The organism is Alistipes sp. UBA1686 (assembly GCF_002320215.1).
GTDB classification, from domain to species: domain Bacteria; phylum Bacteroidota; class Bacteroidia; order Bacteroidales; family Rikenellaceae; genus Alistipes; species Alistipes onderdonkii.
The window spans coordinates 59,910-85,363 of record NZ_DCKA01000014.1 but is presented as its reverse complement, the minus strand read 5'-3'; the positions used below and the strand labels follow the sequence as shown (position 1 = coordinate 85,363).

The 25,454-nt window shown below is 59.9% G+C and carries 21 protein-coding genes and 1 riboswitch; of the genes, 13 read left to right on the top strand and 8 right to left on the bottom strand.

Features of this window, described 5'->3' with window-relative positions; genetic code table 11:
- Nucleotides 1–127: 127 nt before the first annotated feature.
- The 6 genes from B3C38_RS05920 (at nucleotide 128) to B3C38_RS05895 (ending at nucleotide 7,912) form a co-directional block, all read left to right on the top strand.
- A complete protein-coding gene (locus B3C38_RS05920) occupies nucleotides 128–817 on the top strand; it encodes an ABC transporter ATP-binding protein (RefSeq protein WP_022331936.1) in 690 nt (229 codons plus the stop codon).
- Nucleotides 814–2,070 carry an ABC transporter permease gene (locus tag B3C38_RS05915; protein ID WP_286726203.1) on the top strand — a complete coding sequence of 419 codons (1,257 nt, stop codon included), beginning with the start codon at nucleotides 814–816 and terminating at the stop codon, nucleotides 2,068–2,070. The genes B3C38_RS05920 and B3C38_RS05915 overlap by 4 nt, the downstream gene beginning before the upstream one ends.
- Nucleotides 2,071–2,075: 5 nt before the next feature.
- Complete coding sequence (locus B3C38_RS05910) at nucleotides 2,076–3,335, top strand: ABC transporter permease (protein ID WP_018694758.1); 1,260 nt, start codon at nucleotides 2,076–2,078, stop codon at nucleotides 3,333–3,335.
- A 25-nt stretch (nucleotides 3,336–3,360) separates the two neighbouring features.
- Nucleotides 3,361–4,470 carry an efflux RND transporter periplasmic adaptor subunit gene (locus B3C38_RS05905; protein ID WP_055202811.1) on the top strand — a complete coding sequence of 370 codons (1,110 nt, stop codon included), beginning with the start codon at nucleotides 3,361–3,363 and terminating at the stop codon, nucleotides 4,468–4,470.
- 6 nt (nucleotides 4,471–4,476) lie between these two features.
- On the top strand, nucleotides 4,477–5,865 hold the full coding sequence (locus tag B3C38_RS05900) for a TolC family protein (RefSeq protein WP_055202813.1): 1,389 nt from the start codon (nucleotides 4,477–4,479) through the stop codon (nucleotides 5,863–5,865).
- A gap of 385 nt (nucleotides 5,866–6,250) precedes the next feature.
- Nucleotides 6,251–7,912 (top strand): putative transporter, encoded by a 1,662-nt coding sequence (locus B3C38_RS05895; protein ID WP_055202815.1) that lies wholly within the window; start codon nucleotides 6,251–6,253, stop codon nucleotides 7,910–7,912.
- Here B3C38_RS05895 and B3C38_RS05890 read toward each other — a convergent pair.
- The 7 genes from B3C38_RS05890 to B3C38_RS05860 form a co-directional block, all read right to left on the bottom strand.
- Entirely contained in the window at nucleotides 7,881–9,206 is a 1,326-nt protein-coding gene (locus B3C38_RS05890) for a mechanosensitive ion channel family protein (protein WP_022331932.1), read from the bottom strand. The two genes, B3C38_RS05895 and B3C38_RS05890, sit on opposite strands and share 32 nt — an antisense overlap.
- A gap of 240 nt (nucleotides 9,207–9,446) precedes the next feature.
- A complete protein-coding gene (locus tag B3C38_RS05885) occupies nucleotides 9,447–9,950 on the bottom strand; it encodes an NUDIX hydrolase (protein WP_022331931.1) in 504 nt (167 codons plus the stop codon).
- Nucleotides 9,937–11,094, bottom strand: a complete 1,158-nt coding sequence (araJ, locus tag B3C38_RS05880; protein ID WP_256166018.1) for an MFS transporter AraJ — start codon at nucleotides 11,092–11,094, stop codon at nucleotides 9,937–9,939. The genes B3C38_RS05885 and araJ overlap by 14 nt, the downstream gene beginning before the upstream one ends.
- A gap of 137 nt (nucleotides 11,095–11,231) precedes the next feature.
- Complete coding sequence (locus B3C38_RS05875; protein ID WP_022331929.1) at nucleotides 11,232–13,736, bottom strand: OstA-like protein; 2,505 nt, start codon at nucleotides 13,734–13,736, stop codon at nucleotides 11,232–11,234.
- A 3-nt stretch (nucleotides 13,737–13,739) separates the two neighbouring features.
- Nucleotides 13,740–15,152, bottom strand: a complete 1,413-nt coding sequence (locus B3C38_RS05870; protein ID WP_237957344.1) for a peptidylprolyl isomerase — start codon at nucleotides 15,150–15,152, stop codon at nucleotides 13,740–13,742.
- Complete coding sequence (locus tag B3C38_RS05865) at nucleotides 15,152–16,042, bottom strand: hypothetical protein (RefSeq protein WP_022331927.1); 891 nt, start codon at nucleotides 16,040–16,042, stop codon at nucleotides 15,152–15,154. The genes B3C38_RS05870 and B3C38_RS05865 overlap by 1 nt, the downstream gene beginning before the upstream one ends.
- A gap of 59 nt (nucleotides 16,043–16,101) precedes the next feature.
- The gene (locus B3C38_RS05860) at nucleotides 16,102–17,043 is read right to left on the bottom strand and encodes a CPBP family intramembrane glutamic endopeptidase (protein ID WP_286726182.1); all 942 of its coding nucleotides are present in this window, start codon (nucleotides 17,041–17,043) and stop codon (nucleotides 16,102–16,104) included.
- 182 nt (nucleotides 17,044–17,225) lie between these two features.
- Here B3C38_RS05860 and B3C38_RS05855 point away from each other — a divergent pair, with 182 nt between their 5' ends.
- From B3C38_RS05855 to mnmE, 5 genes are read left to right on the top strand one after another with little or no spacing between them, the layout of a single operon-like run.
- On the top strand, nucleotides 17,226–17,996 hold the full coding sequence (locus B3C38_RS05855) for a ParA family protein (RefSeq protein ID WP_022331925.1): 771 nt from the start codon (nucleotides 17,226–17,228) through the stop codon (nucleotides 17,994–17,996).
- Nucleotides 17,997–18,005: 9 nt separating this feature from the next.
- On the top strand, nucleotides 18,006–18,881 hold the full coding sequence (locus B3C38_RS05850; RefSeq protein WP_022331924.1) for a ParB/RepB/Spo0J family partition protein: 876 nt from the start codon (nucleotides 18,006–18,008) through the stop codon (nucleotides 18,879–18,881).
- Nucleotide 18,882: 1 nt separating this feature from the next.
- On the top strand, nucleotides 18,883–20,043 hold the full coding sequence (locus B3C38_RS05845; protein WP_286726178.1) for a DUF5683 domain-containing protein: 1,161 nt from the start codon (nucleotides 18,883–18,885) through the stop codon (nucleotides 20,041–20,043).
- 3 nt (nucleotides 20,044–20,046) lie between these two features.
- Entirely contained in the window at nucleotides 20,047–21,420 is a 1,374-nt protein-coding gene (locus B3C38_RS05840; RefSeq protein WP_286726177.1) for a lytic transglycosylase domain-containing protein, read from the top strand.
- 1 nt (nucleotide 21,421) lies between these two features.
- Nucleotides 21,422–22,777 (top strand): tRNA uridine-5-carboxymethylaminomethyl(34) synthesis GTPase MnmE, encoded by a 1,356-nt coding sequence (gene mnmE / locus B3C38_RS05835; protein WP_022331921.1) that lies wholly within the window; start codon nucleotides 21,422–21,424, stop codon nucleotides 22,775–22,777.
- Between the two features lie 240 nt (nucleotides 22,778–23,017).
- Here mnmE and B3C38_RS05830 read toward each other — a convergent pair whose 3' ends face one another.
- A complete protein-coding gene (locus tag B3C38_RS05830; RefSeq protein ID WP_018694742.1) occupies nucleotides 23,018–23,383 on the bottom strand; it encodes a hypothetical protein in 366 nt (121 codons plus the stop codon).
- A 257-nt stretch (nucleotides 23,384–23,640) separates the two neighbouring features.
- A riboswitch (cobalamin riboswitch) is annotated at nucleotides 23,641–23,833 on the bottom strand.
- Between the two features lie 86 nt (nucleotides 23,834–23,919).
- Here B3C38_RS05830 and B3C38_RS05825 point away from each other — a divergent pair.
- Together B3C38_RS05825 and B3C38_RS05820 are read left to right on the top strand one after the other, a co-directional pair.
- Nucleotides 23,920–24,492: a DUF2284 domain-containing protein gene (locus tag B3C38_RS05825; RefSeq protein ID WP_022331920.1), complete on the top strand. Its 573-nt coding sequence runs from the start codon at nucleotides 23,920–23,922 to the stop codon at nucleotides 24,490–24,492.
- On the top strand, nucleotides 24,480–25,187 hold the full coding sequence (locus B3C38_RS05820) for an ATP-binding protein (RefSeq protein ID WP_055210854.1): 708 nt from the start codon (nucleotides 24,480–24,482) through the stop codon (nucleotides 25,185–25,187). The genes B3C38_RS05825 and B3C38_RS05820 overlap by 13 nt, the downstream gene beginning before the upstream one ends.
- Nucleotides 25,188–25,454 lie beyond the last annotated feature (267 nt).

The following is a 25,454-nucleotide window of genomic DNA, read 5'->3' as shown; positions in this document are numbered from 1 at the left end:
ATTGATTTTCGATAAAAATAAATTGTTTTTCAAGATTATATTATTACCTTTGTCCCAAGCGCCTCACACACCGCTTACAGATTGTAACCCTCAACATCGCAAACCGCTTTATAACGGCAGACTGAATATGATAAAGCTGGAAAACATCAACAAGACCTATAATAATGGGTCACCCCTGCACGTGCTCAAAGGCATCGACCTCGATGTAGAAAAGGGCGAACTGGTCTCGATCATGGGCGCCTCGGGTTCGGGAAAATCCACCCTGCTGAACATCCTCGGGATTCTCGACGACTACGACAGCGGCAGTTACTACCTGGCCGGACGGCTGATCAAGAACCTCAGCGAAACGCAGGCCGCCGCTGCGCGCAACAACATGATCGGCTATATTTTCCAGTCCTTCAACCTGATCAATTACAAGAACGCCGTCGAAAACGTCGCCCTGCCGCTCTACTACCAGGGCGTCTCGCGCCGCAAACGCAACGCCCTGGCACTCGAATACCTCGACATGCTGGGGCTCAGGGAGTGGGCCGACCACATGCCCAACGAAATGTCCGGCGGCCAGAAACAGCGCGTGGCCATCGCCCGGGCGCTTATCAACAAGCCCCAGATCATCCTTGCCGACGAACCCACGGGCGCACTGGACAGCGCCACCTCGCAGGAAGTGATGAACCTGCTGCGCAGCGTGAACGTTGATATGGGCATGACCATCATCTGCGTCACGCACGAACAGTCGATCGCCGACCAGACGGACAAGATCATCCGTCTTACGGACGGCGTCATCAGCAGTATCACCGAAACCGGACTCGGAAAGCGATGAGGGAACTGCTGCTGGAGATCTGGACATCGGTGCGCCGCAACAAGCTGCGCACGTTCCTCACGGGCTTCTCGGTCGCGTGGGGCATTTTCATGCTCGTCATCCTGCTGGGCTCGGGCAACGGGCTCAAGAACGGCGTAACCTCCAATTTCGGCAACTACGCCACCAACTCGATCGACCTCTACGGCGGCCGTACTTCGAAGCCCTACATGGGCTACCAGAAGGGGCGCCGCATCCGGCTGTGGAACAGCGACCTCGAAATCCTCGCCCGGGAATTCCCCGAGGTAGACGAAGTGGCTGCCAACTCGTGGTTCGACAACCATACGGCAACCTACGGGAACGAATACACCAAGGTCTGGCTGCGCGGCTCGCTGCCCAAGATCGAACAGAGCGAGGGCGTGGAGATCGTAAAGGGGCGCTTCGTCAACGACGCCGACATCCGCGAATACCGCAAGTCGCTGGTCATCGACCAGGCCATGCAGTCCCTGCTATTCAAGGGCGCCGATCCGCTGGGGGCAAGGATCAAGCTCGACAGCACGGTATTCACCGTGGTCGGCGTCTACAAGGGCGACGCCCAGCGCAGCAGTTCGTCGTGTTACATCCCGCTGACCACCGGGCAGCTGCTCTACAACGCCAACAGCCCCGAAGTGAACAATGCCATCATCACCATCAAGGGCGTCCACACCACCGAGGCGATGAAGGAGTTCGAAAAGCGCGTCATCCGGCGCCTTTCCGCCGAACACCACTTCGCCCCCGACGACGAAAGCGCCATCTGGCTCGACAATACGATGGAAACCTACAAGAATTTCATGATGGTTTTCGCAGGCATCAACATCTTCGTCTGGATCATCGGCCTGGGGACGCTGCTGGCCGGCATCGTCGGCGTAAGCAACATCATGCTCGTGACGGTCACGGAGCGCACCTCCGAATTCGGCATACGCAAGGCGCTGGGCGCCAAGCCCGTGTCGATCATCAGGCTGATCCTTACCGAGTCGGTGATGATAACCGCCGTATTCGGTTACCTGGGTATGGTATTCGGCGTGGCGATGATGGAAGGGGTCAACTACATGCTCAACCAGACGCCGCCGACGGGCGGCGGCCATGCGCCGTCGATCTTCCTCAACCCGACGCTCGACCTGGGCGTTGCGGTCAGCGCGACGGTCGTGCTGGTCATCGCCGGCCTGATCGCAGGCTACGTCCCAGCCTACCGGGCCGCACAACTCAAGACAATCGACGCCCTGCGTTATAACAAGTAGAAGCCATGGGATTTTTCGATACAGACCGCTGGAACGAGATATGGCAGACGATCTCCCGCAACCGCAAGCGCAGCATCATGACGGCACTGGGCGTCTTCTGGGGCATCTTCATGCTTACCGTACTGCTGGGTGCCGGCATGGGGCTGGGACGTCTGTTCCGGGCACAGCTGGGCGACATGTCGACCAACACGCTGCTCATACAGCCTTCGCAGACCTCTCTCCCCTACAAGGGCATGCCCAAGAACCGCTGGTGGCGCATGAACAACGACGACGTGGAAAACGTCCGGGGGCTCAAGGAGGTGCAGTACGCCTCGGGCGTCTACTGGGGCGGGGAGATCCATTGCAGCTACAACGAACGCAAGGGCGACTATTCGCTGATGGGCTACATGCCCGACTACCAGCAGATCAACCCACAGAAGATCATCTACGGCCGCTTCATCAACGACGTCGACATGGCGCAGAAGCGCAAGGTCTGCGTCATCGGCACCCAGATACAGAAAGACCTGTTTCCGGGAATGGAAGACCCGACCGGCAAGGTCATCAAAGTCAACAACAGCTATTTCACCATTATCGGCGTCATGCGGCGCCAGAGCACGGCCATGTCGTTCAGCAACGTCGAACGCACGGTCGTAGCCCCGATCTCGCTCGCGCAGCAGATGTACGGCGGGGGCAACTCGATCCACATGCTGGCCATCGCCGGCCGGGAGGACACCCCGAGCAAAGAGGTCGAAACCGCCTGCAAGTCGGTGATCTTCGCCAAGCACCTGATCTCGCCGGACGACGAGAAAGCCGCCTGGTGCATGGCCACGGCCGAAATGTTCGACAAGGTGATGAGCCTCTTCTGGGGCATCGGGTTCCTGACATGGATCGTGGGCCTGGGGACACTGCTGGCCGGCATCGTCGGCGTGAGCAACATCATGCTGGTGCTGGTCAAGGAGCGCACGCAGGAGATCGGCATCCGCCGCGCCCTGGGCGCACCGCCTACGGCCATCATCTCGCAGATACTCTCCGAAAGTTTCATCCTCACCTTCATCGCCGGGGTGGTCGGCCTCACGGCCGCGGTGGGCGTACTGTCGGTGGCCGACTCGATCTATTATCAGGCGGTGACCGTGGCCCAGGAGGGGGCCGAAATCTCGTGGCAGATCTCGTTCGGGACAGGCATGCTGGCGCTTTTCATCCTCGTCGCGGGCAGCCTGCTGGCGGGCGTCATCCCCGCCTACCGGGCCCTGAGCATCAAGGCTGTAGATGCAATACGTGAAGAATAACTATCAAATTCAATAGATTACGGCTATGAAAAAATTTCTGAAAATCTTTCTGGGTGTGCTCTTTGCGGCGCTGTTGCTCGGAACGTTCGTGTTCCTGTGGCAGAAGACCCGTCCGGTAAAGGTAGTCTACACGATCGTACAACCCAAACTCGACACGCTCAAACAATTCGTGGTCGCCACCGGCAAGGTCGAACCCCGCGACGAGGTGCTGATCAAGCCCCAGATTTCGGGTATCGTTTCCGACGTCTACAAGGAGGCCGGCCAGATGGTGCGCAAGGGCGAGGTGATCGCCACGGTTAAGGTCGTCCCGGAGATGGGACAGCTTTCGAGCGCCGAATCGCGCGTTTCGGTAGCCGAAATATCGCTGGCGCAGACCCGCCGCGAATTCGGCCGCACGGAAACACTGCACGACAAGGGCGTCGTCTCGGACGAGGAGTTCGAACAGGGGCGCACCGACCTCCAGAAAGCCGAGGAGGAACTGCAGAACGCCAAGGAGAACCTGGAGATCGTCAAAAACGGCATCACCAGCCGCTACAAGGAGCTCAGCAACACGCAGATCCGATCGACGATCGACGGTATGATCCTCGACGTGCCGATCAAGGTCGGAAACTCGGTGATCCAGGCCAACACGTTCAACGACGGTACGACCATCGCCTCCGTAGCCGACATGTCGAACATGCTCTTCCGGGGCAACGTCGACGAAACGGACGTCGGCAAGTTGCACGAAGGCATGCCCGTGAAACTGACGATCGGCGCCCTGCAGAACGTCGAACTGGATGCCAACCTGGAGTACGTTTCGCCCAAAGCGACCGAGGATAACGGCGTCATCATGTTCGAAGTGAAGGCTGCCGTGAAGATTCCCGCCGACGTCTTCGTGCGCGCCGGGTACAGTGCCAACGCCAGCATCGTGATCGAAAGCCGCGAAGGCGTGCTCACGCTTCCCGAGAGCACCGTCGAATTCGAGGGTGAGAAAACGTATGTCTACCTGCTCACCAGCGCCGAGGACATCGCAGAGCAGACCTTCGATAAACGCGAGGTCAAGATAGGCCTTTCGGACGGCATCAACATCGAACTTACCGAAGGCGTGACCGCCGACGACAAAGTCCGCGGCGCGAAGGAAGACAAGAAGAAATAACCCCAAATGCACCGCAGCATGAAAACCAGCACCCTATTCGCCGCTCTCTGTACAGCTGCCGCTGCTCTCTGCGCAATGTCCGCGGAGGCCCAGACCGCACCGGCTGCACCTCAAGCCGCCGCAGCACCGGCACCCGGCACGCCCTGGTCGCTCGACGACTGCATCGGTTATGCCCTGGCCAACAACATCGACGTGCAGCAACGCGCCCTGCAGGTCGAACAGAACGAGGTGGAACTCTCGACGGCCAAATACAGCCGCCTGCCCGACCTGAACGCCTCGATCGGAGGCGACGCATCGTTCGGCCGCGTACTCTCGAGCGACAATACTTACAAGGACAACAACCAGACCTCGGGTTCGCTCAACATCTCGACCAGCCTCCCCGTATTCCAGGGCATGCGCATCAACCGCCAGGTCAAAGGCGGCAAACTCGACCTGGCCGCAGCCATGCAGGATCTGGAACGTGCCCGCGAAGACGTGTCGATCAACGTCATGACACTCTACCTGGAGGTACTTTACAACAAGGAACTCACCGACGTTGCCGAACGCCAGCTCGCCCTGAGCACCCTGCAGGCCACGCAGAGTCGCGAACTGGTCGCCGCCGGCAAACAGCCGGAATCGGCCCGGTACGAAAGCGAGGCGCTCATGGCCAAAGACCAGCTGAGCCTGACCCAGGCCCGCAACGACCTGCAACTGGCACTGCTCAACCTGAGCCAGGCCCTCAACCGCGAGAGCGCCGCAGGGTTCGACGTCGTGGTTCCGGAGCTCGACAGCGTGACGCTCGCCTCGCTGCACCGGCTGGGCACGGCAGACGGGGTCTACAACTATGCAGTGGAAAACCGTCCGCATATCAAGGCGGAGCGGCTGCGGCTCGAAAGTTCGGAGAATTCAGTCCTCATTGCCAAATCGGCACTCTATCCCTCCATCTCGCTTTCAGGCGGCTACGGCACGGGGGTGTACAGCGCCGACAGCGATAAGTTCTGGGCCCAGATGCGCCATAACAGCCGCGAATACGTCGGACTGTCGATGAACATCCCGATCTTCAACCGCCGCGCCACGCGCAACAATATCCGCTCGGCACAGCTTTCGGCCCGCAGCCAGCGGCTCGCGCTGACCGAAGCCGAGCTGGCGCTGCGCAAGGAGATCGAACAGGCGTGGTACAACGCCGACGCGGCGTACAGCAAATACCGTTCGGCCGGCGTAGCCCTCGCCTCGGCCGAGGTAGCGTTCGCCTACGAACAGCAGAAGGCGGAATCGGGCCGTTCGACCATTTTCGATTTCAACGATGCCAAGACCCGCATGGAAAAAGCCGAGTCGGAACTCGTTCAGGCGAAATACGAATTCGTATTCCGTTCGAAAATACTGGATTTTTACCGAGGGAAACCGCTGAAACTGTAATCCGGGCAGGTAAACAGATCGTACATAATAAACAAATCAGGGCGGCCGATATCGACCGCCCTGATGCTGTCCGGAACAACCAATCCCTAAAGTTTTCCGGCAGCGACCGGGTAAGGTTTTCAGACTCCCACCCGGCACAGAAGCCCTTTTGCGTCACTAATTACCCCCTCCATCCCCTGTGTGAAGTAGGGTAGTGCAAAGATATGTAAATTATCCTGAACTGCATAGTGCGGGGTCTGTTTTGTCATAACATGGAGCTAAAATGATTTACCTTGCCGACCGAAAATGTTGCACACAGACACAATGAGCCCACAAAAGGTTCGGCAAAAAGGCGGGTATCTGGAAAATTTGCCCTACTTTTGCAGCAAATTCACAAACGGAAAGGATGGAATGGCTTAAAAGTTTATTCGTCGAACACTCGGCCCTGCAGGCCGTCGTGGTTATTTCGCTCATTTCGACGATCGGGATCGCCCTCGGCCGGATACGCATCTTCGGCATCTCGCTGGGCGTGGCATTCATCTTTTTCGCAGGGATCCTGGCCGGGCATTTCGGACTGTCGATCGACCCGGCGATGCTGAACTATGCCGAGAGCTTCGGGCTCATCATCTTCGTATACGCCCTCGGCCTGCAGGTCGGCCCCGGCTTCTTCAACTCGCTGCGCGCCGACGGACTGCGCCTGATGTCGCCCGCCCTTGCGGTAGTATTGCTCGGCACGGGGCTGGCCGTGGCAATGAGCTATACGCTGCACGTCTCGATGCCCGACATGTCGGGCATCCTGTGCGGCGCCACGACCAACACCCCGGCGCTCGGAGCGGCGCAGCAGGCGCTGCAACAGATGGGCGTCGACTCCAGCGGCGCCGCCCTGAGCTGCGCCGTGACCTATCCGCTGGGCGTGGTGGGCGTCATCCTGGCCATCGTCTTCATCCGCAAGCTCTTCGTCCGCCCCGCCGACATGCCGGAGCCGGACGCCGAACACCGGAAAAACGTCTTCATTGCCAGCTACCACCTGACCAACCCGGCCGTATTCGGCAAGAGCGTACACGAAATAGCCGCTCAGAGCCACCACCATTTCGTCATTTCGCGCGTATGGCGCGAAGGAAAGGTTTCGATCCCCACCTCCGACAAGACGCTGCAGAAGGACGACGTCATCCTCGTGATCACCACCCCGGGCGAGGCCGATGCGCTGCGCCTGATCTTCGGAGAGCAGGAACAGAAGGACTGGAACACGGAGAACATCGACTGGAACGCCGTCGACAGCCAGCTCATCTCGCAGCGCATCCTCGTGACGCGCCCCGAAATCAACGGCAAGAAGCTCTCCTCGCTGCGCCTGCGCAACAATTACGGCATCAACATCAGCCGCGTCTACCGTTCGGGCGTGCAACTGCTGGCCACACCCGACCTGCGTTTGCAGATGGGCGACCGCCTGACGGTCGTGGGTGAAGCCGCAGCGATCAAGCATGTGGAAAAGATACTCGGCAACGCCGTGAAAAACCTCGAAGAGCCCAACCTCGTGGCAGTCTTCGTCGGCCTGATCCTCGGGCTCACGCTCGGGAGCATCCCCGTAAGCATCCCGGGCATCAGCCTGCCCGTAAAACTCGGCCTGGCAGGCGGCCCGATCATCGTCGGCATCCTGATCGGCACGTTCGGCCCGCGCCTTCACATGATTACCTACACCACGTACAGCGCCAACCTGATGCTCCGGGCACTGGGCCTGTCGATGTACCTCGCCTGCCTGGGGCTCGAGGCGGGCACGCACTTCTTCGAGACCGTCATGCGCCCCGAAGGGGCACTATGGCTGCTGCTGGGATTCCTGCTGACGTTCGTCCCCGTAGTATTGCTGGGTATCTTCGCGCTGCGCATCCTGCGCATCGACTTCGGGTCGGTCGCAGGCATGCTGTGCGGCAGCATGGCCAACCCGATGGCACTGAACTATGCCAACGACACGATCGAGGGAGACAACCCGTCGGTATCGTACGCCACGGTCTACCCTCTCTGCATGTTCCTGCGGGTAATTATCATTCAGGTGATGCTGATGATTTTTCTGTAACATCCGGTTTGGCCGGCACGTCCGGCTCCGGCCTCTGATAGCGCAGCGCCTCGATATCGCTTCCCGACGGATTCTGGAACACCCGCAGGTCGAACTCGGGGATGACGGCCAGCACATGGTCGAAGACATCCGACTGGATGCGCTCGTAATCCACCCACACCACCGTATCCGTAAAGAAATAGAGTTCCATCGGCAATCCCGTCTCCGTCGGTTGCAGCTGGCGCACCATCAGGGTCATCCCCTTGTTGACAGGCACCTCATCGCGCAGGTATCGTTCCAGATAGGCACGGAACACCCCGAGGTTGGTCTGGTGCAGGCCGTTGATCTTGCGTTCACCGGGGCGGATGCCATGCACGGCATTGTATTCCTCAACCCGCTGCTCGGTCTGGTCGATATATTCGCGGATGATGTCTATGTTGCGGTACCGGGCCAGCATGTCCGGCGTACAGAATTTCACGCTCGTCATGTCCAGATTCACCGAACGCTTCACGCGGCGGCCGCCCGACGCCTGCATCCCGCGCCAGTTCTGGAACGAATCGCTCACCAGCAGGTAGGGCGGCAGCGTAACGATCGTATTGTCCCAGTTCTGCACTTTGACGGTCGTGAGCGACACCTCGATCACCGAACCGTCCGCACCGTATTTGGGTACGGTGATCCAGTCCCCGACCTTGAGCATGTCGTTCGCCGAAAGCTGGATGCCCGAGACGAAGCCGAGGATGCTGTCGCGGAAGACCAGCATGATGACGGCCGCCGAAGCGCCCAGTCCGGTGAGCAGAATGGCGGGCGACTTGCCGATCAGGATCGAGACGATGAGGATACCGCAGATCAGCGCTGCGATTCCCTGCCCGGTCTGGCGCAATCCGTTGATCGGTTTGTTCTGCCACGCAGGACGCGCCGAGACGATATTGAAGGCCGCATAAAGCAGGGCGTTGATAAAACGGAAGACCGTGACGACGATGTACACCTGTATCAGTCGTGTGACGATCGTCCTGGCTTCCGACTGTTCATCGAAAACTACGGGGAGGACGATGACCAGCACGATGGCGCTGACGATATTACACAGCCGGCTCAACACGGCGGAACTGAACAGTTCGTCATCCCACGTGGCTTTGGTGCGCATCACGATGCGCCTAATCCCGCGCACGAGCACCTTACGGCACAGGAAATCGAGAAGCACGACGGACAGCACCACCAGGGCGAAAGCCACCCAACGATCCCAGCCGTTATTCAATGCGGAAGTGAGTCCGAGCCATGCGAGCAGGGCGTCGGCCCAACGTGTAAGGAGAGACTGCATACGGTATTTCTATCAAATTTCAGACCTAACGGCCTTTGTAATCATCAGCGGCGGAAACCCCGGCGACAGGATAACGACTGCGGAAGGCAAAAATCCGGCACCAGCCATCACCATAGGACATGCGTTTGGGGAACGGCACCAATCCCTGCGCCTCGCACCGGTCAGTGCTGGACAATGCCCTGCGGCATACAGGACAGTCGCTTCATTGTCGGTTTCCAGGTTACAAGATACGAAAAAAAACTATACCCCGAGTACCAGTTCCACCTCGCCCTCGAAATTGGGCGTGAAGACGCCTTTGCCGAGATTTTCAAAGATTTCGTCCCGGCTCCAGAAACGCCCGCCGTCGAGCTCGTCACTCGGGACGACCTCCCCATCGTACACCGTGCGGTGGACATAGATCAATTCGCGCTCGCGCTCCGAGCGGAACACGTACACCGCCACGCGTTCGGGCACGAACCCGGTCACGCCGAGTTCTTCGCGCACCTCGCGCCGCAATGCGTCGTCCACCGTTTCGCCGTAGTCGACATGCCCACCCACGGCCGTATCCCAGCGCCCGGGCTGGATATCCTTCCACACGGGACGCCGTTGCAGGTATAACTCGCCCCGCGAATTGAACAGGTGCAGGTGTACCACGGGATGCAGCAACATTCCGCCGCCGTGGCATTGGGCACGCGTCGCCGCCCCCATCACGTTCCCGGCTTCGTCGACCACCGGAAACAGCTCCGCACCGTTATCGCTTCGCATGGCGGGGATATTTACGGATATAAACCACGGCCGTCAGCAGCCCCAACAGGGTGAAACCCGCACCGGGCAACGCCGTATATTCGTAGCCCAGCCCGTGGGCGATCGGCAGGCCCCCGCAATAGGCACCCAGTGCATTGCCCAGGTTGAAAGCCACCTGCACGAGGGCTGCGCCGAGCATCTCGCCGCCACGCGAATTCTCCAGGATCAGCAACTGCTGGGGCGACGAGACACAGAACAGACAAGCCGTACAGAGCGTCATCAGCATGACGGAAAGGTAGTGGACATGTGCCCCGAAGAAAATCCCGAGCAGCGTCAGGGTGGCCGCGGCCAGCGTAAAACGCACGACCTTCTCGGGCGTAAAACGGTCGGAGAGATGCCCGCCGAGGATATTGCCCGCGAACATGCCGAAACCGGCCAGCATGATAATCAGCGTAAGGTTCTCCTCCGTAAAACCCGAGGTATGGATCATCAGCGGGCTGACATAGCTGTACCAGCAGAAGATCCCGCCGTTGCCGAGCATCACCGATGCCAGCACGAGCCAGGGCGCAAGGCTGCGCAGGAACCGGAACTGCCCTTTCAGCCCCGTATCGGGCAGCGGCTCCATGCGGGGCACCCACATCCTTACGAGCGTCAGCGCCACCACGCCCCATACGGCGACGATCGCAAAGGTCGTGCGCCAAGACAGCACATTGCTGATATAAGTGCCCAGCGGCACGCCGAACAGGTTGGCGACGGTCATCCCGACGATCATGATCGAAACGGCCTCCGTGCGCTTCCCGGCATCTGCCACCCGCTCTGCGACGATCGACCCGACACCGAAAAAGGCACCGTGCGGCAGGCCGGACACGAAACGCATCGCCATCAGCATCCAGTAGTTCGGCGCCAGCGACGCGCACAGGTTCCCGACGGCGATCAGAGCCGTGAGCGCCAGCAGTATCTGTTTCAGCGGGCGCGTCCGGGCTACCAGCACCGTAAGCGGCGCCCCGAAGCAAACGCCCAGGGCATAGGCCGAAATAAGGTGTCCGGCCTCGGGGATGGAAACCCCGAGGCTGCGGGCAATATCGGGCAGGATGCCCATCATCACGAACTCCGACATCCCCAGGGCAAGCGTCCCGAATGCCAGTGCAATCAGACTTTTTTTCATGTGTAAAACCAACTGACGAATAACCGGCTGCAAAAATAACACAAAAGGCGAAAAGTTTTTCGCTTTTCGCCTTTTGTTACGGTTTCCGTATGGTTGCATAGACCGTCCGAATTACCGGCGGAGAGTTGCGGTGCCGGTCATTCAGCCTGCGGCGCGGGACGTTGCGGTTCGCGCGGCTGCCCGACCTCGTATCCCAGTTCGCGCATCCACTCGACGGTGAGCGGGTCGACCTGGTCGTTGCGATCCGCCCAGCGGCGTTGTTCGATCAGGCGTTTCTTATGCTCCTCGATGCGCATCATGATCGGGAAATCTGGATGACGCAGCCGCGTACGTTCCTTCCGCTGCGAAGGTCGGATCCTGCGGTCGAACACATCGGCCTGCACGGGCCGCCGCGCCCCCTCCCATTTAAAGCCTTTCAGGTAGAGATCCTGCGTGGGCGGGATATCGTCCATCGGATAGAAGTTGTAGACCGGTTCGGTTCGGTAGGTGATCTGCACCACCTGCTTGTCCTCGATATAGAATGAACAGTCGCCGCTCTCGATAACGCCCATCATCGTGATCTCGGGCGGCTCGCCGTCCTGCATGTAATAGATGGTCTGGGCATTACCGTTGACGTCGTTGCGGTATATCTGGTTGTTGTAGAAATAGGCGGTCATAGTCTTGCCCGCCACCTGGTTGTAGTGTGTCGTATCGAGCTGGCTGGCCATCATCGGGCTGCCGATGAATTCGGCACGTTTGATCTGCTGCCGCTCGGTGAAAATATCCATCACGTCCGAAGTGATCTGGTTGCTCTGGTTCCACAACACGGGGTCGATATAGAGGTGGATCGTCGAGTCGGTGCTGATCGCCACGATCGAGTCGCACACGGTCTGGAAATCCGACCTGAAGATCCTCACGTCGCGGTACCCCTTCATCAGGCGGTAGATGCTGTCGCGCGGCAGGGCGAGCGAGTCGACCGAATCGGCCGGAAGCGCCATCGCTGTCGTGTCGGACAACAGCGAATCTGCCAGCAGGTTGAGCAGCGAATCCTGTTCGGCCATGTTCATCTCGATCAGCGAATCCAGTTCGCGCAGGGCCGCCGAATCGACCGGGATCACCTTTCCCTTGCGGGCGGCACGCGCCTGCCGGGCTTTGAGCTTCGACGCAGCCTTCAGCCGCCGGGCGGCCAGACGCGCCTCCTCGCGCTCCTTCTGCAACAGCAGTTTGGCCGTGGTCTTCTCCTTGCGTCTGACGGCTATCGAATCGAGCTGCGCCTTCTTGATTTTGGCTGCCGCGGCCTTCTTTTCGGCCTTGGCCTTGCGCGCCGCTTCCTTGAGCAGGGCCTTGCGCTGGGCAACGGTCAGCGTATCGGCAGCCCTGTCCAACGAGTCGGGCAGGCTGCCCGGCACGGAGAGCGAATCGGCCATGCGCAACGAATCCGCCCGCGGCGAACCATGCGTCCGCGAATCGGAGCCGGAACCTGCGGCGAGCGAATCCGCCCCGCCAGTCGACGCGAGCGAATCGGCTGCGTCGCCGGGATGCAGTCCGGGCTCGGTACGTCCCTCCTCGGGGCCGGCCGTCGCGGCCAATCCATCGGGATGCTGCCCCAGCGAATCGGGCCGTTGCAGGGAATCGGCCCCCATACGCGCAAGCGAATCGGCCGCGGCCTTCTCCTCTGCCCGGCGCCGGGCATTCTCATTGACCGTAAAGAGGAACATCGAGTCGGCACGCATGAAGAGCGAATCGCCCTGTGTAAGGTCGTAGCTCACCACCGAGGGTCGCCGCGTGAGGAATATATCGCCCGGTTCCTTCCAATACTCGCCGTAATCGCCGAAGGCGAGTACTTTGTGCTCCGTATCGTCAATCTGGATGTCCCGCCACAGCACCACGTGGTCTTTGGCGCGGAAATAGTCGATGCTGTCGCTCCACATCTCCTGTTTCTCGGTCAGCACATAACCGTTGCGCGTAACCCGGTAAAGCGTATCGGCCTTGTCGTACGCGCCCCGGTCGGCATAGAGGTAGTCGCCGTCCTTGTTCCAGATGTTGGTATTCTCGAAGAAAAAAGCGTTGTCGGTGGCCATGTTGTAGACCACCGAGTCGCCCTTGAGTTCGTATTCGTCGTTACGCATCTCGACGCGGTCTACGCAAACGAGATCCTTGGTGTTGGCATAATAGTAGCCGCGCACCGATTCGAGCCGGTTGTCCCGGTTTATCAGCACGCCACCGTCGGCGAACTGGCCGATATTCTCCTTCGTGTTGAAGACAAACCGGTAGGTATAGAGCGTGGCATCGCCGTCGACGACCTTGACGATGTCGGAATAGACCCGTGCCTCGTTCAGCTCGCCGTTGTATTCGGCGCGGTCGCCGTAAATATAGGTCGTATTCTTGTTGATGAGGACATTGCCGAAGAACTCGATCCGCATGTCCGAATAACGCACGGCACTGTCGCACGTAATGACAGCGCCGTTATGCTGCGCGGCGAAATTGCCGACCAGGAAGATCACCGAGTCGCCGGGGGCTATGGGGCCCATGTTGTCCGACTTCAGGTCGATGAGTTTCTTCTCGGGCTCGGGCTCCTGGCCGGGTGCCTGCATCCCGCTGCGGGCGAAAATCACACTGCCCGCAGCCAGCACGACGGCAGCTATGGTAAAGAGCCTGCGCACGGTTTATTTCACCCAGCTTTTATTCTCGAACTCCCCGTCGCGGAATTCGGGGGCGATGTAAACGTACATGGCGTCGATCTTCTTGGTCAGCCACTCCTTGAACACCCGCTCCTGCTTGGCATTGAGCGCCATCTCCTCCAAGCGGAGATAGTCTTCGTTGAGCGACGCGACATGCGTGGGAATGATCTCCACCAGTTTGACGATCTTGGCCAGCTGGTTGCCCATGATGTCCTCGGTCAGGAATGCCGGCGAGATCTCGCCCGGTTTGAGGCGGATCAGGGCGTTGTAGTCGTCCAGAGCACCGAAGTGCGCGAAATCCTCACGCAGGAACTTCGTCACGGTGAGCTTGGCCTCGAAGGCATTGAAACGCTCCAGGATGTCGTGGTTCGAGACGATACCGCCGTTCATCTTCGACGTGGCGTCGTCGGAGAACTGGAGGGCGGCCTTGTCGAACGAGAGGGAATCCTTGCGTATCTGGTTGGCGATGCTGTCCAGGAACACGACCCCTTCGTTGAGCTCGTCCATCGTATAGACCGGGCGCAGCAGGATATGGCGGAAATGGTAGAGGCTGCCGCGCTTGTCGAGCAACTGGATGATATGCTGTCCGTAGCGGGTCTCGACGACCTCCGATATCTGCCCCGGCTTCATGTTCTCGAGGGCGTCGGCGAACGGCGCTTCCAGTCCGTTGAGCTCGGTGGGATCCATCTCGCCGCCGCGCATCATCGTCCCGGGATCCTGCGAATACATGCGTGCCAGGTTCTCGAATTTCGCCTTGCCGGTAATGATCCGTTCGCGCATGTCGAGCAGGCGCTCGCGCGTGCGCTGCTTGGCCTCGGTGATCGACTTGGGGAAACGGGTGATCTGGGCGTAGACATACTGTTCGGCCACGGTCGGCAGGCTGTCCTTGTCGATCGACTTGTAGAAACGCTCGACCTCGCCGGGAATGACCGACACCTTGCTCACGACCTCGCTCTGCATGGAAGAGGCATAAGACTGCTCCTCATAGCGCTGGCGCATGTTCTCGCGAATGCTGAAAATGGCCATGTGGTGCTTGGCCTCGAGTTTGGGGATCGACCCCTCGGTTTCGATCATATTCTGAATCTGCTGTTCCACATGCGTGGCGATGTCGCCCGCATTGATCTTCACCGAGTCGATCTGCGCCTGGTTGAAGAGCAGTTTCTGGGTCATCAGTGCCTCGAGCGCCTCGTTCATCGGGTCACGGTCGGAGGTATATCCTTCGGCACGGCGCTGGGCCGTGAGCTGCCGGGCATACTCCGCCACTTCGGAATGGAGGATGGACGAAGACCCTACGACGGCGACCACCTTGTCGAGCATCACCTGCTGTTTCTGCGCGAACGCCCCGGCCCCGGCAACGAGCAGGGCGAAAGCCGCCCCCAGCATACCTTTTTTCAACATTATTCTTTTTCTTTATCGTTTGTATTCTCGTTTTCGAAAATCTTTATGCTCCCGCCTTCGCACGCCCGGTTATAAAGTTCCTCCTCGTGGCTGCGGATGATCTCGCTCTGGCGCTGGTTGAAGAGGATGCGGCGGATCGTCCCCCGCAGCCGTTCGAGCGGGATGGGCTCCCCTTCGCGGCGCACGGCGTCGATCTGGAAATAGTAGTGCGAATGGCTGTCGCGCATCTCCTGCACGGCCGTCGATGCGAGCACCGGGTCGTAGTTCTGCGACCGGAGCGTAGGCAGGTAACTCAGAAATTCCGGGAAATCCACCCACTGGTCGCTGAAATCGGTGACCGTAAAGTCGTTCTTCGCACATATGTCCCGGAAATCCTGCTGCCGGGCTTCGCTCTTCGTCCCCATCAGCTCCCGCAATTTGCGCGCCTGGCGGTACCCTTCGCCGAACTGCACGATCCGCCCTTTGACCAACGTACGGTCGAGCCGGAAATCGGCCTTGTGCGCGTTGTAATAGGCCGCGATCTCGTTCTCCGTGAAGGTCGTGTCGATGCTGCGGTCGACGTAATGCTGATCCAGCTTGCGGATCAGCAGCGCCTGCCGGTACTCCTCGACCATCTTGTCGATATCGTCCGCCGAGGCGGAAAAAAGGATCTCGGCCTCCTGCAATTTGAGTTGTTTGCGCACCCAGCGGTCGACATAGACCTTCATGAAGGCCGCGCTGTCCTCGCCCGTAACCCCTTTCGGGACTACCGACTCGACATCGCGCATCTTCAGTTCGCTGCCGCCCGCCCGCGCCAGCGTGGTATCGCTGGCAAAATAGCCGGGCAGTTCCTGGCAACCGGCCAGGAATAACGTAGCCGCCACGACCGCTATTTTCGTTCGCAAAGTCATAATCCGGAGGACAAAGATACTGTTTTTACTCGTAACTAACGCAGCCTCCGCCCAGATTATTACGCCGCGCCGCGATTTTTCTCCTCGGCCTTCAGACGGCGCAGCGACACGAGCATCATGTAACCCGAAACGGCGAAGACGGCCAGCGCCGCGATATACAACAGCACGTAGAGCGTCCGGCTACCGACCATGTCGATGAGCATGGAATTACCGTGTCCGGCAATCAGCGCCAGGTAGGCTATGCCGTTGTTGATTGCATGGAGTATGATCGCAGACCAGAGCGAATCGGTGCGCAGGTAGATGAAGGCCAGCACCAGGCCCATGACAAAGGCGTTCACCACCACCGTGGGATGGACATGCACGATGCCGAAGATGGCCGACGAGAGCAGCCATGCGGCCACCACGCCGTACCGCACGCGCGTCGATTCGAGCAGTACACCGCGGAAGATCACCTCTTCGAAAAGCGGGGCCATCACCACGACCGTCACGATCGCCCACGCCCCGCGCCCGTAGACGTTCGGCACCTCGGGCATCAGGCTCAGAAACGGCTCCAGCACGACCGAGGTCGAGAGCATGAAGAACACCCCCCAGAGCAACAGCACGGGATTCAGCCCGCGCCGGGAGAAACGCGCCACGACCGTGGGGCCGTGCCTTCGCCTGCGGTAGAAGAGGAATCCCGCGAGCGTCACGGACATCGACACAAAATAGGTCATGGCATTGAAATGCCCGGCGGCGATCTGCTCCGCCGTGCTTATCGCCTCGTCGGGGCTGGCCAGCAGCTCCGGATCGGGCCATTTGCACCCCGCCAGCCATGCCACGGCAGTCCCCAGGCCCTGCGCCAGCAGGAAGATGCCGAAGAAAACCAGGTAGTCCACCACCACGGGGAATTTTCCGTTGTAGTGCCATATCTTATTATTGTCCGCCTTATTGCCCGCCGCCTTCGCAGGCTCTCCGGCAGGCATGGGTTCCCGAACGGGAGCCCCCTGTTTTTTTTCTGTCATAATAGGCTGTTACTATCAATTCGTTCCGAGTCCAAAGATAGTGCAAGTCAAGGGCAAAAGCAAATTTATTTGCGCCGGCGGGGCCGCAGCCCATTTCCCGAAAAGATCAGCAAATTTCGGTTACGGTTATGGATTTCCATTTTAAATCATTAAATTTGCCCGATTATAAACCCGATTGAAACATGGCAAAGGTTATCGCTTTAGCGAATCAGAAAGGCGGCGTGGGCAAGACCACAACGGCCATCAACCTCGCGGCATCGCTGGCCCTGCTGGGCAAGAAGGTGCTGCTGCTCGACGCCGACCCGCAGGCCAACGCCACCTCCGGACTGGGCTTCGACATAAACCTCGAAGGCATCTACGAGTGCATCGCCGGGCTCAGGAAACCCGAGGAGGTTATCCTGCAAAGCCCCGACGTGAAGAACCTGTGGCTGCTGCCGTCGTCGATAGACCTGGTAGCAGCCGACACCGAGCTGCCCAAACTGGAGAACGCCCACCATGTGATGAAGCGCATCGTGGACGCCGTGCGCGAAAGGTTCGACTACATTTTCATCGACTGCTCCCCTTCGCTGGGTTACACCACCGTCAATATCCTCACGGCCGCCGATACAGTGCTCATCCCCGTGCAGTGCGAATACCTCGCCCTCGAAGGGCTTTCTAAGCTGCTGAACACCATCCGCAAGGTCAAGAGCGGCCTCAACCCGGCGCTCGACATCGAGGGTTTCCTGCTGACGATGTATATGCGCAACCGCCTGAACAACCAGGTCGTGAACGAGGTACGCGAACATTTCGGGCCGTTGGCTTACGACACAATAATTCAGCGCAATATCCGTTTGGGAGAAGCACCCTCGCACGGAAAGCCCGTCATGCTTTACGACGCGGGCGCCGTCGGCTCGGAGAACTATCTCACGCTGGCCCGGGAATTCCTCAAGCGCAACCGCAAACCGAGAAAATAACATACCGAAATGAAACAACCGAAGGGATTAGGGCGCGGACTGGACGCCATATTCGGCACCGACGCCGTCGACGCCAAGCTCAAGCCGATGAGCCAGATGTCCGAGATCGACATCACGGAGATCATTCCCAACCCCACGCAGCCGCGTACGCAGTTCGACGAGGAGGCGCTCGACGAACTGGCCGACTCGATCCGCCAGTTGGGGGTCATCCAGCCCATCACGGTCAAGAAATCCGGCGACGGAAAATATATCATCATCAGCGGCGAACGCCGCTGGCGTGCGGCGCAGCGCGCCGACCTGACGAGCCTCCCGGCCTATATCCGCGAGGTGGACGACGAGAACCTGCACGCCATGGCCCTCGTGGAGAATATCCAGCGCCAGGATCTCAACGCCATAGAGATCGCGCTCGGAATGCAGCGCCTGATCGACGAGTGCAACCTGACGCAGGACGCCCTCTCGGAAAAGGTGGGCAAGAAACGCTCGACCATCTCGAACTACATGCGGCTGCTCAAGCTGCCCGACGAGGTGCAGCTGGCGCTCAAGGAGGGGCTCATCTCGATGGGGCACGCCAAAGCCATCGCCGGCGCCCCCGACGGGATGCAGGTACGCGTGCTCAAACGCATCATCAAGAAAGGCCTTTCGGTACGCCAGGCCGAGGAGCTGGTACGCTCGCTCACCGAACAACCGGCCGCAGCGGCACAGAATGTGGAGGACGAGGAGTATCCCGAAAGCTATTCGCGGCTGGTGGAGCAACTCGAAAAGTTCTTCTCGCAGGACATCAGCATCAAACGCTCGAAGAACGGCGGCGGGCGCATCGTCATCGGGTTCGGCGACGACAAGGATATCGAACAGTTCATCGAACGGTTTTCGGGACGCATTAAATAATATGGTAAGTATCCGGTTCAGACACCTGCTGCCGATGCTCGCAGCGCTCATGTTGTGGCTCCCCGCCGAGGCACAGCTCCACCGCGGGGGACGCACCATCGTACGCGGCGGCATGTTTGTCAAGCCAGATTCGCTGCGCCACAAGAGCGATTCGCTGGCCAACAACGCCCTCACGCGCGAACTCGACTCGCTCCTGACACTGGACTTCACGGCCGATTCGCTCGCCGTGACGGCATTGCGCACGGACGACATCCGCGCCACGGACTCGCTCATGCAGCTCAGGCTGGCCGGCATCAAGACCGAACCGGATTCCATGCGGCACAAGAAAGGCTGGCTCATGAGTGACTCGATGTCGCTTTCGAAGGTCTGCTGGATCTCGACCGTCCTGCCCGGCTACGGACAGATATACAACAAACAATACTGGAAGCTGCCCATACTCTACGGTACGGTGGGAGCGGGGCTGGCGCTCTACATCAACGAAAACAGGACATACAAGCCGCTCAAGCGCGAGTATGACGCCTATACCGACAAAAACCTCACGCGTACGCCCGAACTGGACGCACTGCAGGCCAAGATGATCCGCAGCAACACCCGCCGCCAGGTCTACCTGGGACTGACCGTCGCCTCGTACATCTATTTCATCGGCGATGCGGCGGTAAACTACTCGACCAACGACGTGTCGAATGTCAAGAAGGCCACAACGCTGGCCTGCATCTTCCCCGGCGCGGGGCAGATCTACAACAAAAGCTACTGGAAAGTCCCCTTCGTGGTCGGAGGTTTCGCGGCGATGATCTACTGCATCGACTGGAACAACCGCGGCTACCAGCGTTTCAAGAAGGCGTACAGGCTGCTGAACGAGTACGAACAGAACCCCGACAAATTCCCTGACGGGCCTACCGACGAATTCCACGGCCGCTATTCGGCGGATTATATCCGCAACCTGCGCAACAACTTCCGGCGCAACCGCGACCTGTGCATCATCATCTCCGCAGGCCTGTACGTATTGCAGATCGTCGATGCCCACGTCGATGCCCACCTCAAGGACTACGACATCTCGGACGACCTGACGATGAACCTCGAACCGATGGTCGACTACACCTACGTGCCCTCGCTCGGCGGCAACCGCCCGGTATTCGGCTTCAACATGAGCATCAAATTCTAACCGATGAGAACCCTCCTGACCATACTGCTGCTACTGGCAGTCGCCGTCCCGGCCCCGGCACTCGACCGCCGCCCCCGCAAAAAAGACAAGAAGAAAAACAAGACCGAAGCCGTCGTAACACCCCCGGCTGCCCCCGTGGCCGGGCAGCAAGCCGCCCCCGAGCCGGAGGAGCCCGAACTTCCCGACCCCGCCGAGGTGCAGTACGACGACATGACGCTCGGGCTCACGGCAGAACAGGCCGATTCGCTGGTCGCCGTGTGGCGCGAACGGCAATGCGGGGATTCCTACCAGGAATTTTTCGACAACTACATCCTGGTCGACAGCACGGCCGAAGGCACGACCCCCGATTCGGTCTACATCCAGCGGCTGCGGGCGCTCGTCTCGCCCATCCAGCTGCCTTACAACAGCATCGTACGGGGTTACATCAACCGCTACACCGATTCGCGCTACGGCACGATCAGCCGCATCCTGGGCATGTCGCAGTACTATTTCCCGCTCATCGAGGACGAATTGCTCAAAGAGGGGCTCCCGGTCGAACTGCGGGCACTGCCGATCATCGAATCGGCGCTTTCCACCACGGCCGTGTCGCCGATGGGCGCCGTAGGCCTGTGGCAGTTCATGCCCTCGACGGGCAAAAGCTACGGACTGGAAATCAACTCGCTGGTCGACGAACGCCGCGACCCAGTCCGCTCGACACAGGCCGCCTGCCGCTACCTGAAAGACCTCTATGCCATCTATAACGACTGGTCGCTGGCCATCGCCGCCTACAACTGCGGCCCGGGCAACGTCAACAAGGCAATAGCCCGCTCCGGCGGCAACGGGCGCACGTTCTGGGACATCTACGACTACCTGCCCCGCGAAACGCGCGGCTACGTCCCCGCATTCATCGGCGCCTCGTACGCCTATGCCTACCACCGCCAGCACGGCATCGAACTCACCGAAGCCCCGATCCCGCTGGCCACGGATACCATCCGCATCGACCGGCTGATGCACCTCGGGCAGATCGCCTCGACGATCGACATCCCGATCGAAACCCTGCGGCAGCTCAACCCGCAATACAAACTCGACATCATCCCGGCCACGACCAAACCCTATACGCTCGTGCTGCCGCAGCGCAACATCACACAATACATCGCCAACGAGCCTGCGATCTTCGCCAAAGACTCGGCCTACCTCAAGGAGTACATCAACCCGGCGAACATCGACAAGAAACGCCAGGAACGCTCGGGTACGGTCTACGTGGTCAAGAAGGGCGATACACTGGGCGCCATCGCCCGCCGCTACCGCGTGACCACAGCGCAGCTGATGCGCTGGAACGGCATCAAAAACGCCCATAAACTCCGTCTGGGACAGCGAATCCGCATCGAAGGAAGATAACATGATCCGGGATCACGATACCATCGCAGCCCCGGCAACCGCCGCAGGAGGGGCATTAGCCGTCATCCGCATCAGCGGGGAGGAGGCGTTGCGCATCTGCGACCGTATCTTCCGCGGCAGGGAACCGCTGGCCGCAGCAGCAGGATACACGGTACACTACGGGGAGATCGTGGACGACGGTCGCGTACTGGACGACGTGCTGGTCACGGTATTCCGTGCACCCCGCTCCTACACCGGCGAGGATGCCGCCGAGATCTCCTGCCACGGATCGCAATACATCGTTTCCGAGATCCTGCGGCTGCTCACCGCCTCCGGCGCCCGCATGGCCGGGCCGGGCGAATTCACCATCCGCGCCTACCTCGCCGGCAAGTTAGACCTCTCGCAGGCCGAGGCCGTGGCCGACATCATCGCTTCATCGTCGCGCGCGGCCCATGCGCTCGCCGCGAACCAGATGCGGGGAGGTTATTCCGACGCGCTGGAAGGACTGTGCGAAAAGCTGCTGGAACTCACTGCGCTCCTCGAACTGGAACTCGACTTTTCGGAGGAAGAGGTCGAATTCGCCGACCGCGCGCAACTGCGGGAGGCGATGCAGCGGATCGGGGCGCATATCGACGCCCTGCGCAATTCGTTCACGCTCGGGAATGCCATCAAGGAGGGGGTCGCCGTAGCGATCACGGGAGCCCCGAACGTCGGCAAGAGCACCCTGCTCAACCGTCTGCTCAACGAAGAGCGCGTCCTGGTCTCGGACATCGCGGGCACGACACGCGACGTCATCGAGGAGCGGATCAACATCGACGGGGTCGTCTTCCGGTTCCTCGACACGGCGGGCATCCGCGCAACGGACGACCGGCTGGAACAGATGGGCATCCAGCGCACGATGTCGAGCATCGAACGGGCGCAGATCGTGATTTACATGACCGACGCGGCACGCCTTGCAGCAGGTGCGCCCGTTGCCCCGGAATTCCCGCTCCGTGCCGACCAGAAACTGCTGGTGCTGGTAAATAAAACGGATACGGCACCGGACTGCCCCCTGCCCGAAGGCACGATCGGCATTTCGGCCCGCAACGGCGACGGCATAGAGAGCCTGCGCCGGATATTACGCTCCTTTGTGGATACGGAAGCCCTCTACCACGGCGACGCAATCGTTTCGAACAACCGCCATTACGAAGCCCTCACGGCCGCCGGCGATGCGCTCCGCCGGGCCCTCGACGGGCTCGGCAGCGGCCTTCAGACCGACCTGCTGAGCGAAGAAATCCGCCAGGTCATCCACCATGTCGGCAGTGTCACGGGACGCAATTCGTTAGCCTCCGAAGAAGTGCTAAAGCACATATTTTCAAAGCATTGCGTGGGAAAATAAAATTCTGGCATCATGAAAATAATGCCCACAGCAGACATGCCGGGCACCGCGGCCGCACGACGCTGCACGCGGGTATAACCCCATGCGGCGCCCCGCACCGACCTCAGGACACCCATACCCGAAACGGCCCAGCACGCAGAAATTACGCAACAGTTCCGCCCGCGCACGGGAGGATATAATTCCGGATTATGCCGGCCGGGAACGGTGCACCGCAACTGCGGCGATACCTGCCCCCGGGACTTAGAAATTGATTTGGTTGCCTTCCGCGAACAGGGAATCGAGGATCACGTACAACTCCGACTCCAGTTCTTCGGGTTCGAGGTCTCCGCCCAGCGAGAAGAATTTCCCCGGGGGCGTGCAATACTGCACCGTGCTGGCCGCCTCGCAGGATTCGATACCGCAGACGATCACCGCATCGACGTCGTCCTCATGGCGCAGCATGGCATTGTAGAAAGCGAGCAACTGCCGCGGGGTGCCCATAGGCGGCACCAGCACCACGGTTCCCGAAGGCTGGAACTTATCGGGTGTACTTATCAGTTTGAGGCCGTATTTCCCGGCGATTTTCCCGGCGATTTCCGCCGATACTCCATACAGTACGATATTCATAACCATCGTTATTTACAAAAGACATGGCCGCATCCCAAAATTCATTACAGCATCGTGTTCCATATTACCATGCCTTTCCGGTTTGTCAATTCTCAAAATTTCCGCCGCACGGCTTACGGGAATACGTCCGGATCCGCCCGGCAGTCCGCATAAACCTCGCATCGAAAAACAGGACAGTAATCCCTGCAAAACGCCGATTGCATAAAATCCCAAAGCATCATACGACCGAAACCAGACGCCCAGTCCGCGGGGCTTTCCGACAACGAATCGATCTGGCAGGTCTTCTGACTGACCCCTGTCCCGAAGCCTTCCCGCCCCGCGGGGCAGTGGCTGAGATATTCGGAACGTCACGGGGCTTCACAGCAGCGGGACTGTCCGGGATTTGCACCCGATTCCCTTTTCACACCCTCCCGCGACGGGGAGCGGAGAACCAAATCTGAAGCAAATATAGCGGATTATTCCGAAAAATTGTCCGGAAATCCGGATTATTTTCACAAACCGGCACCACGGCACGGTAAAACCGCTATTTTTACCACGTGGATATTTCGCTTCCATATACGGCCCGGGATTTTTCGGCAGAACTTCCCGCTGCCGATTACATCGCCCGTTTCCGCGATGCCGAACGGATCGGGGGCTACTGCCGCGCCTGCCCCAATTACGGGCGCAGCTGGGGATGCCCCCCTTTCGGATTCAGCGTCGGGAGGTACCTTTCCGGCTACGCCACGGCACTGCTCACCGTTACGAAAATCGTTCCGCAAAAGCAGGGGCTCCCCTCGTCGGAAGCCGGACGGCTGATCCTGCCCGAACGCAGACGCCTCGAACAGCAATTACTCGGGATGGAACGGCAGTACGGCGGCCTGTCGTTCGCCTACGTCGGGACATGCCTCCACTGCCCCGAAGGCACCTGCACACGTCCCGACGGGAAGCCCTGCCGACACCCCGAACTGGTGCGCCCGTCGCTCGAAGCCTGCGGATTCGACATCGGCAAAACTACCGCCGAGCTCTTCGGCATCGACCTGAAATGGGGCACGGACGGCAAATTGCCCGAATACCTAACCCTCGTCTGCGGATTCTTCCACAACGCCGGACATGTGACATGGAACGGATAAAGGCGGTTTTCAACTGGAGCGGCGGCAAGGACTCCGCCCATGCCCTGCTGCGGGCGATGCAGTCGGGCAAATACGAAATCGTCGCATTGCTGACGACCGTAAACCGAGACACGCACCGCTCGACCATGCACGGCATCCCGACCGCCCTGCTGCAGGCACAGGCCGACAGTATCGGCATCCCCCTGCACATCGTCGACCTCACCCCGAAAGGCAATATGGAGGACTACGGCGCCGCCATGTCCCGTGCCGTGGAGCATTTCAAGGCGCAGGGCGTAACCTGCTTCATCTTCGGGGACATCTTCCTACACGACGTACGCAAATACCGCGAGAGGCAGCTCGCACCCCACGGCATCGGGGTCGCGGAACCGCTCTGGGGAGAATCCTCCGGCATGGTGATGCACGACTTCCTCGCCTCGGGGCTCAGGACGGTCATCGTCACCACGATGGCTGACAGCCTCGGTGCCGACGCCATCGGGCAGGAAATAGACCCCGCATTCATCGCCTCGCTGCCTGCAGGCGTCGATCCCAACGGCGAGAACGGCGAATACCACACATTCTGTTACGACGGGCCGATCTTCCGCACCCCCGTCCCGTTCCGGCTCGGCACGCCTTTGCGCCGAAGTTACCGCATCCGCCTTGACGACGGATCGGAAAAGAGCTATTCCTATTGGTTCGCCGACCTGCAGCAGGCATAATACGGCACCGGAGCGGGAAATTAGCCTCAGGGCGCTCCCCCTTAAAATATTCCGATTATCTTTGTCCCCGTAAAACCGATGTAGTGATGAAAACAAAGACGAACGGACTGCGTGATTACCTCAAGGCCAACCGCAGGGCAAGCCGTGAGGCCGAGATCGGGAATCACGACCGCCCGGTCAGTTTCAGCCGGGTACACAAGTCGAAAAAGGTCTATGACCGCAAAAAGCTGAGGGCAGATGATAAAAGGCATCTGCCTTCATCGTTTC